This window comes from Nocardioides sp., from assembly GCF_036503465.1.
In the GTDB taxonomy this organism is placed as follows: Bacteria; Actinomycetota; Actinomycetes; order Propionibacteriales; family Nocardioidaceae; genus Nocardioides.
In genome coordinates, this window is sequence record NZ_DASXWU010000051.1 from 1 (window position 1) to 13719 (window position 13719).

Below are 13719 nucleotides of genomic sequence, written 5' to 3' on the forward strand. Positions count from 1 at the left end.
CCCGCTTGTCCACAGGGTTATCGGCCGCTTTCCGGAAAAGGTCTGAGAAATTGTCTAGGCCGGTTCTTCGAGGGTCGTTCGGTAGTAGCCCAAACGTGCCGGACCGGATACGCCGTGCAAACCGGAAGCCGGCAACGGCGGAAGGGGAGAAACCGGCTGCCCCTCTCTGAAGCCACAAGACCGCAACCCACCACCCACCGCAAGATCCCGACAAGCCCACGCAGTACCTCGGCGCCCCACCACCGGTGGGGGCCAGCCGGCGACGCACCGGTCGCGGTGGTGCTTACGCCTTGTGCCGCCCGGGCTGGTTGTCGGTGATGATGCCGTCGGGGGAGACCACGCGGTCCGTCTCCGGGGCCGGCGGCGCAGTCATGTCGATGTCCGGGCGCGGGTCGCCGAGCGGGCCGCCACCCGAGAGCCGGCCGCGGCCGAAGAGATCGACCACCCACTCCCGGAGGCTTCGCACGTCCAGTGTCATCTGTTCCATCCTCTCGACCGCGGACCGGTCGCCGCCCTGGTCTCGGGGCCTCAGGGCGGCGTCCGGCCGGGTCGCAGCAGCGATGATCCCTCGGTATCCGATATCGCCCGCCGCTAACCCGAAGACCACGCCGGACAAGGATCACCGGCACTATCCACGCTCTCGGGTCTCTTCGCTGAGCCCGATGGCTGTGGCCCCGACGGCGTCGGCCACCGCGTCCACCAGACGCTCGTCGAACACGTCGGGCACGATCGCCTCGGGCCCGGGTGCGTCGACCAGGGAGGCGATCGCCTCGGCCGCGGCGGACATGACCACGGAGTCCACGGCACGCACGGGCGAGTCCAGGAGCCCCCGGAAGACTCCGGGGAAGGCGAGCACGTTGTTGATCTGGTTCGGCAGGTCACTGCGCCCGGTCGCGATCACCGCCGCATGCTCGCGGGCCACCTCGGGATCGAACTCGGGGTCGGGGTTGGCGAGCCCGAAGACCACCGCGGCGTCGTTCATCGACCGCAGCATGTCCTCGTCGACGATCCCGGGTGCGCTGACTCCGACCAGGACGTCGGCCTTCTCCAAGCAGGCGGCGAGGTCGCCGGTGACGCCGTCGGGGTTGGTGTGCTCGGCGAGCCACGCCTTCTCCCCGTCGAGGTCACGACCGGTGTGCAAGGCACCCGAGCTGTCACAGACCACGAGCCGGCGTACGCCGCGGTCCAGCAGCAGCCGGCTCACGGCACTGCCCGCGGCACCCGCGCCCGACACCACGACCGACACGTCCGCGAGGTCCTTGCCGACGACGCGCAACGCGTTGGAGAGCGCGGCCAGGACCACGATCGCCGTGCCGTGCTGGTCGTCGTGGAAGACCGGGATGTCGAGCTCGTCCCGGAGGCGCCGGGTGAGCTCGAAGCAGCGCGGGGCGGCGACGTCCTCGAGGTTGATCCCGCCGACACCGACGGAGACGTCGGCGATCGTCCGGACCAGGTCGTCGACGTTCCTGCTGCGCACCGGGAGCGGCCAGGCGTCGATCCCGGCCAGCGTCTTGAAGAGCACCGACTTGCCCTCCATCACCGGAAGGCCGGCCTGGGGCCCTACGTCCCCCAGGCCGAGGATGGCCGAGCCGTCGGTGACGATCAGGATCCGGTTGCCGATCCCGGTGACGCGCGGCAGTGCGGAACGGTCGGCTGCGGCGCGCTCGACCGCCTCGGCGACACCCGGGGTGTAGACCCGCGAGAGTTCGTCGTGGTCCTCGACCGTGACGGTCGGCGAGATCTCGATCTTGCCGGTGGATCGGGTTTCCCTGGTCACCACGTCGCGGTACCCCACGGCCGGGGGCGCGATGCGTGAGCCCGGATCAACCCCGGCCGTCCTGGCAGGCCGGGCACCAGTAGCCGCGCCGACCGCCGACCGGGAAGGAGCGGATGGGGCCGTTGCCGCGCGGGCACTCCGCGTCCTCGGTACGCCGGTGGATCAGCCACCCGCGCGGCATCGAGCGAGGATCCGCCCCGGCTGCCACCGCCCGGTCAAGGACCCGGTGCAGCTGCCGGTGGAGCCGTCGTACGCCGGCGTTCCCGACGTCGGCGGCCGGGCTCCGAGGGTCGAGGCGGGCGTGGAAGAGCACCTCGTCGGTGTAGATGTTGCCGAGCCCGGCGACCTGGGACTGGTCGACGAGGAGTGCCTTGAGCCCGGCGCTGCTGCCGTGCAGGAGCTCGCCGAGCGCGGCCGGGTCGAGGTCGAGCGCGTCGGGGCCGAGGTCGTGCGCCGCGATGTCGTCGTCCACGTCGTCGACGACCCCGACCTGGCCGAACCTGCGCTGGTCCACGAACAACAGCCGTCGTCCGCCGGACAGCCGGAGGGCGACCCGGGTGTGCGCGGGCACCTCCTCGTCGTCGTCCCGGACGACCAGGTCGCCGGTCATCCCGAAGTGCAGGCGCAGGTGCGGCCCGTGTGACGTGACGGCGTACAGGGTCTTGCCGCGGCGTCGCGTCCTCACGAACCGTGCGCCGGACAGCGCGCTGTCGAGGCGGCGTCGCCCGACCCCACGCAGCACCTGGGTGTCGTGGACGGTGACGCCGTCGACACGGCGGCGGCGGGTCGCGTCGACCAGCCGGCGTCGATAGACCTCGACGTCGGGAAGCTCGGGCACGTCAGTCGCGGGGGCGTCGGTGCTCGAGGGGCCGTCCCGGGTCGCGCTGGATCTCGCGCGCTCGGCGGCGGTCCAGGAACGCGGCCGCCACCATGATGATCCCGACGAGGACCAGGACCAGGACCAGGATCGCGTACCAGGTCATCACGTCCCGTACCCACATCGGCGCCGCCCCTGCATCGGCGGCTCGCGCATGGGCGGACGGCGAGTCGGTTACCGAGGGCCCGGAACCTCCACGAGGGAGAGTGATGGCGCGCGTCCCGGAACCGGCCCTGGCGACCCTGCGCCACGACCGCTTCTGGGAGCCGGGCTGGATCTACGAGCGCAAGCTGGACGGGCAACGGGTGCTCGCGGTGCGGAACTCCGCGGGGTGCCGGCTGTACTCGCGCTCGGGTCGCGACGTGACGGTCGCCTTCCCCGAGGTCGCCGAGGCGCTCGCCCGCCAAGCCGCCCAGGACTTCGTGGTCGACGGCGAGGTGGTCGCCTTCGAGGGGTCGCGGACCAGCTTCGCCCGCCTCCAGCCGCGCATCCACGTCTCGAACGCCGAGCGGGCTCGACGCTCGGGAGTGCCGGTCTGGTTCTACGTGTTCGACGTGCTCGAGATCGAGGGCACCGACCTCCGCGACCGCCCCCTCCTGGAGCGCAAGCGCCGGCTGCGCACGTTGATCCGCTGGGCATCGCCGCTGCGCTCGACGCCGCACCGGGTCAGCGGGGACGAGGAGTGGTTCGCCGACATCTGCCGGCGGGGCTGGGAGGGCCTGATCGCCAAGCGCGCCTATGCGACGTACCGCAGCGGACGCACCGACGCCTGGCTGAAGTTCAAGTGCGAGGCCGGGCAGGAGCTGGTCGTCGTGGGCTGGACCGACCCCGAGGGATCCCGCGTGTCGCTGGGCGCGCTGCTGCTCGGCTATCACGACCGATCCGGTGGCCGGGACGAGCTGGTGTACGCCGGCAAGGTGGGCACCGGCTTCTCCGAGAGCGTGCTCCGCGACCTGCACCGACGGCTTTCCGCGCTCGAGGTCGGGGAGTCGCCGTGCACCCGCGGGAAGATGCCGACGAAGGGGGTGCACTGGGCGCGGCCGGATCTCGTGGCGGAGGTCGCCTTCACCGAGTGGACCTCGGGCGGCCAGCTGCGCCACCCGCGCTATCTCGGCCTGCGCACCGACAAGGACGCCGACGACGTGGTGAGGGAGGCCAGGTGAACCGACGATGAGCGAGCACACCGAGGTCGCGGGGGTCGAGATCTCCAAGCCCGGCAAGGAGCTGTTCCCCGCGTCCGAGTCCGGGCCCGCGGTCACCAAGCTGGACCTGGCGCGCTACTACGAGTCGGTCGTGGAGGCGATGCTGCCGCACCTGGAGGGCCGGCCGGTCAACATGCAGCGGTTCCCGGACGGCATCACCGGATCGTCGTTCTACGAGAAGAAGGTGCCGTCACACTTCCCGGACTTCGTCCGCACGGTCGAGGTGAACACGTCGGATGGCCGGCAGAGGCAGGTCGTCGTCGACGACGCCCGCTCACTGGTCTACCTCGCCCAGCAGGCGTGCATCACCCCGCACACCTGGCTGAGCCGGGCCGACGACCTCGACCGTCCCGACCATCTCGTGTACGACCTCGACCCGTCGGTGCCCGGTCTCCCCGCGGTACGCCGTGCCACCCGGCTGGTGGGCGAGCTCCTGGACGACCTCGGGCTCGTCAGCGTCGTGAAGACGACGGGCTCCCGGGGCTACCACGTGATGGTCCCGCTCCCTCAGGAGTGGGGCTTCGACGAGGTGCGGGACTTCGCCCGGGACGCCGCGCGCGTCCTCGTCGACCGCGAGCCCGACCTGCTGACGCTCGAGGCGCGCAAGAGCAAGCGCGGCGACCGGGTCCTGGTCGACGTGCAGCGCAACGGGTACGGCCAGACCGCCGTCCCGCCGTACGCCGTGCGCGCCCGGCCCGGCGCGCCGGTCTCCACCCCCATCACCTGGGGCGAGCTCGGCCGGATCGAGCCGGACCAGCACACGGTCCGCACGATCGGCCGCCGGCTGTCGCGCGGCGGCGACCGGTGGGCCGACCTGCCGCGGGGTCAGTCGCTGGGCCGGGCGCGCGAGAAGCTCCGCCGGCTCTCGACCTGAGACTCTTTGTCCGTCTCCTCCGCCGCCGTGGCGAACATCTCGAGCCCTCGGACCGCGGCCCGTGCCTCCTCGTCGGACAGCCGGGCGAGCACGTCGGCGGCCCACCGCCGGCGCGCGCTGCGGACCTCGAGCACCTGGCCGTGACCCGCCTCGGTGAGGCGCAGGTCCACCGCCCTCCGGTCACGGGCGGCCGGCGTGCGCTGCACCAGTCCCAGCTCGGCCAGCCGGGTGCAGTGCCGGCTCGCGTTGGACTGGTCGACCCCCAGGCGCTCCGCGACCTGGTTCACCGAGAGGGTCCCGGCGGCCTCGAGCAGGAGCAGCACCCGGTGCTGCACCTCGGTCAGCGGGACGGCGCCCTGACCGATCGTCCGGATCGCCATCGCCATCAGGGCGCGGGCGGCCGCGAGCAGCGAGTCGGCCAGCTCGTCCCTCCCGGGGCTCGGCGCGTCCACGCGACAACGTTACATGCGGTCTCGCATGCACCCCGGTGACGCGGGTACGACGCGAGTGTTCGGGTACCTGGTCGGACGGAGGAGAGCTATGGCCCAGACCGTCATCGAGTCGCCGGATGCGAAAGCGACTCTGCACCGCGCCATCGCGGCACTGCGCGACCGTGTCGACGGCGAGGTGCGCTTCGACGACGGTTCCCGAGCGGCGTACTCGACCGACGCCTCGAACTTCCGGCAGGTGCCCATCGGGGTGGTGGTGCCCCGCACCATCGAGGCGGCCGCCGAGGCGGTCGCCGTCTGTCGTGAGCACGACCTGCCCATCGTGAACCGCGGTGGCGGCACCAGCCTCGCGGGCCAGTGCACCAACGAGGCGGTCGTCCTCGACTTCACCAAGTACTGCCACCACCTGGTCTCCGTCGACGAGGAGAACCGTCGCTGCGTCGTCGAGCCCGGCATCGTCCTCGACGTGCTCAACCAGCAGCTCGAGCCGACCGGGCTGCGCTTCGGTCCCGAGCCGGCCACCCACCAGAACTGCACGCTCGGCGGGATGATCGGCAACAACTCCTGCGGGGCGACCGCGCAGCGCACCGGCAAGGTCGTCGACAACATCGTGTCGCTGGACGTGCTCCTGTACGACGGCACCCGGTTCACCGCGCAACGTACCGACGACCGGGAGTACGCCGTGGTCGAGCGGATGGGAGACCGCAGGTCCCAGATCTACCGATCGCTACGACGCATGCGCGACGAGCACGCCGACCTGATCCGCAAGCACTACCCCGACATCCCGCGCCGCGTGTCCGGCTACAACCTCGACTCGCTGCTGCCCGAGCAGGGCTTCGACCTGGCCGGCTTCCTGGTCGGCAGCGAGTCGACCCTCGTGACCGTGCTCCGCGCCGAGCTCGAGCTCGTCCCGGTCGTGAAGGCGCGCACCCTGGTCGTGCTCGGCTTCGAGGACACCCCGAAGGCGGCCGACGCGGTGCCGGCCATCGTCGAGCACGACCCGATCGCGCTCGAGGGCGTCGACCACTACCTGATCCGCGACGAGCAGCTCAAGGGGATGAACAAGCAGGCCCTCGAGGAGCTGCCCGAGGGGACCGGCTTCCTGCTGGTGCAGTTCGGCGGCGACACCGTGGAGGAGTCGGACGCGCGAGCCCACAAGATGCTGGAGGCGCTGGGGGAGTCCGAGCACGACCCCCAGGTCGCCTTCATGGACGAGCCCGAGCGCGAGGACGAGCTGTGGGAGGTCCGCGAGGCCGGCCTCGGGGCCACCGCGCACGTGCCCCACCGCCCCGACACCTGGGAGGGCTGGGAGGACTCGGCCGTCCCGATCGACCGGCTCGGCGACTACCTGCGCGACCTGCGCAAGCTGTACGAGGAGTTCGGCTACGCCTCCGACTACGGCCCCAGCCTGTATGGGCACTTCGGCCAGGGCTGCGTGCACACCCGCATCCCCTTCGACCTGTTCACCACCGAGGGAGTCGCGCAGTACCGCCGCTTCCTCGAGCGGGCGGCCGACCTGGTCGCGTCGTACGGCGGGTCGCTGTCGGGTGAGCACGGCGACGGCCAGACCCGTGGCGAGCTGCTCACCCGGATGTTCGGCGAGGAGGTCGTCGGGCTTTTCGAGGACGTCAAGGCGCTGTTCGACCCGCAGGACCGGATGAACCCCGGCAAGGTCGTGCACCCCGCACCCTTGGACCGGCACCTCCGGCTGGGGGGTCACTGGGCGCCGAAGGAGACGCCCGGTCTCTACTTCGCCTTCCCGGAGGACGGCCACAACTTCCACCAGGCGGCGAACCGGTGCGTCGGCGTCGGCAAGTGCCGCAAGCACGAGAACGACGGCGGCACGGTGATGTGCCCGTCGTACCAGGTCACCGGCGAGGAGGAGCACTCGACCCGGGGCCGGGCGCGGCTGCTGTTCGAGATGCTCGACGGCCATCCCGACGGCGCGATCAAGGACGGGTGGCGGTCCGAGGCGGTCAAGGACGCGCTCGACCTCTGCCTGGCCTGCAAGGGCTGCAAGACCGACTGCCCGGCGAACGTCGACATGGCGACGTACAAGGCGGAGTTCCTGGCCCAGCACTACCGGCACCGGCTCCGTCCGCGCGCGGACTACGCCCTCGGCTGGCTCCCGGCAGCGGCCAACCTCGTCGCCCGGACCGGCTCCGCCCGCGCGATCAACGCGCTGACCAGCCGCCGACCGATCGCGCGGCTCGCCACCTGGGCGGCCGGGCTCGAGGACCGGCCGATCCCCCAGTTCGCCCCCGAGACCCTCCAGCAGTGGTGGAGCCGACGCGGTCCGGAAGTCGCCGACCGTCCGCCCGGCCGCGGGACCGTGCTGCTCTGGCCGGACACGTTCACCAACGCCTTCCACCCTCAGATCGGCCGCGCCGCCGTCGAGGTGCTCGAGCACGCCGGCTGGAACGTCCGAGTCCCGAGCGAGCCGCTCTGCTGCGGACTCACCTGGATCTCGACCGGTCAGCTCAACATCGCCCGTCGCGTGCTGCGACGCACCATCAAGTGGCTGGCGCCGCACGTGCGGGAGGGCGGTCTCGTGCTGGGTCTGGAGCCCAGCTGCACCGCCGTCTTCCGGTCCGACATGCACGAGATGTTCCCGAACGACCAGGACGCCAACCGGCTGAAGGACCACGTGGTCACCCTGGCCGAGCTGCTCACCCAGCACACCGACGGCTGGGAGCCGCCTCGCGCGTCGTACGACGTGAAGGCGCTCGCGCAGGTGCACTGCCACCAGCACGCGATCATGGGCTGGGACGCCGACCAGGAGCTGCTGGAGAAGGTCGGTGTCGACGTCGAGCACCTCGACTCCGGGTGCTGCGGCCTCGCCGGGAACTTCGGCTTCACCGCGGGGCACGGGGAGGTCAGCGAGGCGCTGGCCGAGCAGACCCTGCTGCCACGCCTGCGCGAGGCCGGCGCCGACGTCGTCACCCTCGCCGACGGCTTCTCCTGCCGCACGCAGATCCATGACCTCGACAGCGGGAGCCACGAGGGCCGCCACCTCGCCGAGCTCCTGGCCGACCTGCAGCGCGCCGACCACACCGACTCCGACCAGATGTCCGCGACCCGAGGAGAGAAACGATGAGCACCACCGTTGCCGACCGCCTGCTCGAGCGACTCCGCGAGTGGGGGGTGGAGCAGGTCTTCGGCTACCCGGGCGACGGGATCAACGGCACGCTCGCCGCGTTCTCGCGCGCCGACGACCAGCCGCGGTTCATCCAGGCCCGCCACGAGGAGATGGCGGCGTTCGAGGCCGTCGGCTTCGCCAAGTTCGGCGACATGCCGGCGATCTGCATGGCGACCTCCGGCCCCGGCGCGATCCACCTGCTCAACGGCCTGTACGACGCCAAGCTCGACCACGTCCCGGTCGTCGCCATCGTCGGCCAGACCAACCGCACGGCGATGGGCGGCAACTACCAGCAGGAGGTCGACCTGATCAGCCTGTTCAAGGACGTCGCCAGCGAGTACGTGCAGATGGTGACCGTGCCCGAGCAGCTCCCGAACGTGCTCGACCGGGCCATCCGGATCTCGATGAGCCGGCGGGCGCCCACGGCGATCATCATCCCCAACGACGTGCAGGAGCTGGACTACGAGCCGCCCACGCACGAGTTCAAGATGGTCCCGTCGAGCCTGGGCACCATGGGCTGGCCGCGGCTCACCCCGGACCAGGACGCCCTCGAGGAAGCGGCCGAGCTGCTCAACGCGGGCAAGAAGGTCGCCATGCTCGTGGGCCAGGGCGCCCGCGGCGCGGGCTCGGAGATCGAGCAGGTCGCCGACCTGCTCGGCGCCGGCGTCGCGAAGGCTCTGCTCGGGAAGGACGTGCTCTCCGACGAGCTGCCGTTCGTCACCGGCTCGATCGGCCTGCTCGGCACCAAGCCGAGCTACGAGATGATGATGAACTGCGACACCCTGCTGACCGTCGGGTCGAACTTCCCCTACACGCAGTTCATGCCGGAGCTCGGGCAGGCGCGCGCCGTCCAGATCGACATCGACGGCAGCCTGATCGGGATGCGCTACCCCTACGAGGTCAACCTGGTCGGCGACGCGAGCTCCACCCTCGCCGCGCTGATCCCGCTGCTGGAGCGCAAGCCGGACCGCGGCTGGCAGGAGGACATCGAGAAGGGGGTCTCCCGCTGGTGGGAGGTGATGGAGTCCGAGGCCCACGTGCCGGCCAAGCCGATCAACCCGATGCGGATCTTCCACGAGTTCTCCAAGCAGGCTCCGGAGAACTGCATCATCGCCGCGGACAGCGGGTCGGCCGCGAACTGGTACGCCCGCAACGTCCGGTTCCGCGGCGGGATGCGGGGCTCGCTGTCCGGAAACCTGGCGACGATGGGGCCGGCGGTGCCGTACGCGATCGGTGCGAAGTTCGCCCACCCCGACCGCCCGGCGATCGCCTTCGAGGGCGACGGCGCGATGCAGATGAACGGCCTCGCCGAGCTGCTCACCATCGCCCGCTACTGGCGTGACTGGCGGGACCCCCGGCTGGTGGTCGCCGTGCTGCACAACAACGACCTCAACCAGGTCACCTGGGAGCTCCGGGCCATGGGCGGCAGCCCGAGGTTCGTGGAGTCGCAGGCGCTGCCGGACACGTCGTACGCCGAGTTCGCGGCCTCGATCGGCCTTGGGGCGAAGACCGTCACCGACCCCGAGCACCTCGAGGACGCCTGGCGCGACGCCCTGTCCGCCGACAAGCCGTACGTGCTCGACATCCACTGCGACCCGGACATCCCGCCGATCCCGCCGCACGCCACCCTCGAGCAGATGACCGACATGGCGCAGGCACTGATCAAGGGCGACCCGTCACGGTGGGGCGTGATCAAGGAGGGCATCAAGACCAAGGCCCAGGAGTTCCTGCCGCACAACCAGGACGACAGCTGAGCCGCGCAGTCCGCGAGCCGGGACGCCGTACCGCATGGCCGGAGTGGGTCCAAGCGTCGGAAGGAGCTGGAATGTCCCAGCAGAGAAGGGAGAAGATCCACACGCACACCGTGCGTCCGAGATGGACCTGGATCGGTCTGGTTGTGATGGTGGCCGGGCTGGCGCTGATCGGCGTCGGGATCATCGTCACCTCGTGGGCCTGGGCCATCGCGGGTCTGGTGCTGCTTGGTATCGGTGGCGTCGCCGGGATCTACGGCGGGTTCTTCTACGACGTGCAGGGCGGAGGGTCGGCGACCACGCAGCTGCGGGACGCGGTCGAGGGGACGGAGTTCGAGTTCCCCGACCCGACCACCAAGCGCTCGGAGGAGGAGGTCAAGCACGACGTACGCCGGCGCTGGCTGTCCGACGGTGAGTGACCGGTGAGCGAACTGGCGCTCTCGACGCATCCGGAGCCGCTGCGCCAGTACGCCCTCCTGGCCGACGGCGAGCGCGGCGCGCTGGTCGGCCCGCGTGGCGACGTCGCCTTCCTCTGCGCACCGCGCTGGCACGATGACGCCGTCTTCTCCGACCTCCTCGGCGGGCGGGGCGCGTACGTCGTGCAGCCGGCGGACGAGCGCTTCGTCTGGGGCGGCAGCTACCAGGACGGCACGCTGATCTGGCGCAGCCGCTGGGTCTCCGGTCCCGACGTGCTCGAGTCCCGCGAGGCGCTCGTCTACCCGCCGCGGCGCGACCGGGTGGTGCTGCTGCGCCGAGCCGAGACGGTCCGCGGCTCGAGCAGGGTCAGGGTGCAGCTCGACTGTCGGGGGTCCTTCGGCGCCGACCGGATGCGGCTCGAGAAGGCCGGCGGGTCGGTGTGGACCGGCCGGACCGGCAAGCTCCACCTCCGCTGGTCCGGTGTCCCCAGCGATGTCGCCGTCCGGAAGACCCGCGAGGGAGCACTCAGCTTCGAGCTCGAGCTCGCCGAGAACACCCGGCACGACCTGGTGCTGGAGATCGCCACCGACCGGTTCGACGACGACGCGCCGGACGCCCAGCAGCTGTGGGGGCGTACCGAGGCGTCGTGGGACACCGCGGTGCCCAAGGACCGGAGCTCACTGTCGCCGCGCGACTTCCAGCACGCCTGGGCGGTACTGCGCGGTCTCACGAGCCCGGACGGTGCGATGGTCGCGGCTGCCACCACGTCACTGCCCGAGCGCTCGGAGGCCGGCCGCGACTACGACTACCGGTACGCCTGGATCCGCGACCAGTGCTTCGCCGGCCAGGCGATCGCGACCGCGGGGGGCGGCGAGCTGCTGGAGACCGCGGTCGCGTTCGTCCGCGACCGGCTCCTCGCCGACGGCTCGCGGCTGATGCCGGCATACACCCTCGACGGCGAGCCTGTGCCGGACCAGCAGCAGCTCGACCTCCCGGGCTATCCGGGCGCCCCCGAGGTGCAGCTGGGCAACCGGGTGCGGCGCCAGTTCCAGCTCGACGCGCTCGGAGAGGCGCTGCTGACGTTCGCGGCCGCCGACCGGCTCGACGCCCTCGACGCCGACGGGTGGAAGGCCGCCGACATCGCGGTGCAGGCCATCGTGGAGCGGGGCGACCAGGAGGATGCCGGGATCTGGGAGCTCGAGCCGAGACGCTGGGCGCACTCGCGGCTGACGTGTGCGGCCGGCCTGCGTGCCGTGGCTGCACAACGTCAGTCCCGGGCCGCCTCGTGGCTCCAGCTCGCGGACCGGCTGGTGGACCAGACCAACCGCGACTGCCTGCATCCGTCGGGCCGGTGGCAGCGGGCGCCGGACGACCCGAGCGTCGACGCCGCATTGCTGCTCCCGGCGCTCCGTGGCGCCGTACCGGCCGACGACCCGCGCAGCATCGCCACCTGGCGCGCCGTGATCGACGAGCTGTCGAACGACGGCTACGTCTACCGGTTCCGTCACCAGCCCGGACCGCTGAACGAGGCCGAGGGCGCCTTCCTGCTGTGCGGGTTCCACATGGCCATGGCCACCCACCAGCAGGGGGACGAGTACGGCGCTGTCCGGTGGTTCGAGCGCAACCGGAGCGCCGTCGGGCCACCGGGCCTGTTCACCGAGGAGTTCGACGTCGTCCAGCGACAGCTGCGCGGCAACCTGCCGCAGGCCTTCGTGCACGCGGTGCTGATCGAGAGCTCGTCCGTCCTTGCCACCGACCACCCTCATTGACAACACAGGAGACCACATGACCAAGTCAGCTGAGCACCGCGTCGTCGTCGTGACCGGAGCGTCTGCGGGCATCGGCCGCGCGAGCGCCCAGCAGTTCGCCGAGCGCGGCGACACGGTGGCGCTGCTCGCCCGGGGCGAAGCGGGGCTGGAGGCCGCGCGCGCCGACGTGGAGCGACTCGGTGGACGCGCGGGTGTCTATCCCGTCGACATGTCGGACTGGCAGGCGGTGGACAAGACCGCCTCCCAGATCGAGGAGGAGCTCGGCGAGATCGACGTATGGGTGAACGTCGCCTTCACGTCGGTGTTCGCGAGGTTCGTCGACATCGAGCCCGACGAGTTCGAGCGGGTCACCCGCGTCACCTATCTCGGCTTCGTCAACGGCACCCGGGCGGCGCTGCGGCGGATGCTGCCGCGCGATCGCGGGACCATTGTCCAGGTCGGGTCGGCGCTGGCCTACCGCGGCATTCCCCTCCAGAGCGCCTACTGCGGCTCCAAGCACGCGACGCAGGGCTTCCACGAGTCCCTGCGCACCGAGCTCCTGCACGACAAGAGCCGGGTGAAGGTGACGATGGTGCAGATGCCGGGCGTCAACACACCGCAGTTCTCGTGGGTGCTCTCGCGGCTGCCGCACCGGGCGCAGCCGGTGCCGCCCATCTACCAGCCGGAGGTCGCCGGGCGTGCCGTCGCGTACGCCGCCGACCACCCTCGCCGGCGTGAGTACTGGGTCGGCGGCTCGACCGCCGGCACTCTCCTGGCGCAGAAGGTCGCGCCCGGGATCCTCGACCGGTATCTCGCTCGGACCGGGTTCGACTCACAGCAGACGAAGGACCCACGACCCGACGACCAGCCTGCGAACCTCTGGGAGCCGGCGGACGGGCCGGAGGGTCACGACTTCGGTGCGCACGGGCGTTTCGACGACCAGGCCCATCCGCGTTCGCTGCAGATGTGGGCGTCGCACCACCACGGCCTGCTCGCCGCCGGTGGGGCGGTCCTTCTCGCGGGTGCCGCGGCGGCCGCGCGTGCGGCACGCCGGTGAGACCGGCGACCGTCGCCCGGGTGCTGCTGGGTGGTGCGTGCATCGCCGTGCCGACGCAGCTGCTGGCCGTGATCGGTGGCCTCGACCGGGACGACGGCCACACCAGGGCAATCGTCCGTGTTCTCGGCGCGAGGCTCGTGGCGCAGTCCGTGGCCGACCTGGCTCTCGGACCGCGCACCCGGGGCTTCGACGCGGCGGTCGACCTGATCCATGCCGCCAGCATGGTGCCGGTGGCCGCTCACTGGCCGGCCCATCGTCGTACCGCCGTCGCCAGCGCGGCCATCGCCACCGGGACCGCCGTCCTGGACGCAGTGGGCGGAAGGGCTCACCGACCCCGTCTGGGTTGAGGTGGGTGTGAGTGGGTACGGCATGCCCGAAGGGAGGGAGCTGCCCCACTCCGGCCCCGGTGGCCAGGGCAGCTTGCAGCC

At 71.5% G+C, this 13719-nt stretch carries 13 protein-coding genes; 8 read left to right on the forward strand and 5 right to left on the reverse strand.

All coding sequences use genetic code 11. From position 1 onward, the window contains the following. Window positions 1–283: 283 nt before the first annotated feature. The 4 genes from VGK78_RS09115 to VGK78_RS09130 form a co-directional block, all read right to left on the reverse strand. The gene (locus VGK78_RS09115; protein WP_331527300.1) at window positions 284–478 is read right to left on the reverse strand and encodes a hypothetical protein; all 195 of its coding nucleotides are present in this window, start codon (window positions 476–478) and stop codon (window positions 284–286) included. A gap of 150 nt (window positions 479–628) precedes the next feature. Beyond that, window positions 629–1777, reverse strand: coding sequence for an NADP-dependent malic enzyme (locus VGK78_RS09120; protein WP_331527301.1), 1149 nt, complete (start codon window positions 1775–1777; stop codon window positions 629–631). Between the two features lie 46 nt (window positions 1778–1823). Then, entirely contained in the window at window positions 1824–2615 is a 792-nt protein-coding gene (locus tag VGK78_RS09125) for an Fpg/Nei family DNA glycosylase (RefSeq protein WP_331527302.1), read from the reverse strand. A gap of 1 nt (window position 2616) precedes the next feature. Then, on the reverse strand, window positions 2617–2778 hold the full coding sequence (locus tag VGK78_RS09130) for a hypothetical protein (RefSeq protein ID WP_331527303.1): 162 nt from the start codon (window positions 2776–2778) through the stop codon (window positions 2617–2619). A gap of 85 nt (window positions 2779–2863) precedes the next feature. Between VGK78_RS09130 and ligD (VGK78_RS09135) the strand changes: the two genes are divergently transcribed. Then, window positions 2864–3817: a non-homologous end-joining DNA ligase gene (gene ligD, locus VGK78_RS09135; protein ID WP_331527304.1), complete on the forward strand. Its 954-nt coding sequence runs from the start codon at window positions 2864–2866 to the stop codon at window positions 3815–3817. Window positions 3818–3824: 7 nt separating this feature from the next. Next, entirely contained in the window at window positions 3825–4730 is a 906-nt protein-coding gene (gene ligD, locus VGK78_RS09140) for a non-homologous end-joining DNA ligase (protein WP_331527305.1), read from the forward strand. Here ligD (VGK78_RS09140) and VGK78_RS09145 read toward each other — a convergent pair. Next, window positions 4682–5182 (reverse strand): MarR family transcriptional regulator, encoded by a 501-nt coding sequence (locus VGK78_RS09145; protein WP_331527306.1) that lies wholly within the window; start codon window positions 5180–5182, stop codon window positions 4682–4684. The genes ligD (VGK78_RS09140) and VGK78_RS09145 overlap by 49 nt on opposite strands. An 88-nt stretch (window positions 5183–5270) precedes the next feature. Here VGK78_RS09145 and VGK78_RS09150 point away from each other — a divergent pair, with 88 nt between their 5' ends. From VGK78_RS09150 to VGK78_RS09175, 6 genes are all read left to right on the forward strand, one after another. Further along, on the forward strand, window positions 5271–8276 hold the full coding sequence (locus VGK78_RS09150; RefSeq protein WP_331527307.1) for an FAD-binding and (Fe-S)-binding domain-containing protein: 3006 nt from the start codon (window positions 5271–5273) through the stop codon (window positions 8274–8276). Next, window positions 8273–10072: a thiamine pyrophosphate-requiring protein gene (locus VGK78_RS09155; RefSeq protein ID WP_331527308.1), complete on the forward strand. Its 1800-nt coding sequence runs from the start codon at window positions 8273–8275 to the stop codon at window positions 10070–10072. The genes VGK78_RS09150 and VGK78_RS09155 overlap by 4 nt, the downstream gene beginning before the upstream one ends. 71 nt (window positions 10073–10143) lie before the next feature. After that, window positions 10144–10488, forward strand: coding sequence for a hypothetical protein (locus VGK78_RS09160; protein ID WP_331527309.1), 345 nt, complete (start codon window positions 10144–10146; stop codon window positions 10486–10488). Between the two features lie 3 nt (window positions 10489–10491). Continuing rightward, window positions 10492–12255 (forward strand): glycoside hydrolase family 15 protein, encoded by a 1764-nt coding sequence (locus tag VGK78_RS09165; RefSeq protein ID WP_331527310.1) that lies wholly within the window; start codon window positions 10492–10494, stop codon window positions 12253–12255. Window positions 12256–12271: 16 nt separating this feature from the next. Continuing rightward, entirely contained in the window at window positions 12272–13291 is a 1020-nt protein-coding gene (locus VGK78_RS09170) for an SDR family oxidoreductase (RefSeq protein WP_331527311.1), read from the forward strand. Further along, window positions 13288–13638, forward strand: a complete 351-nt coding sequence (locus VGK78_RS09175; RefSeq protein WP_331527312.1) for a hypothetical protein — start codon at window positions 13288–13290, stop codon at window positions 13636–13638. The genes VGK78_RS09170 and VGK78_RS09175 overlap by 4 nt, the downstream gene beginning before the upstream one ends. The last annotated feature ends 81 nt before the right edge of the window (window positions 13639–13719 follow it).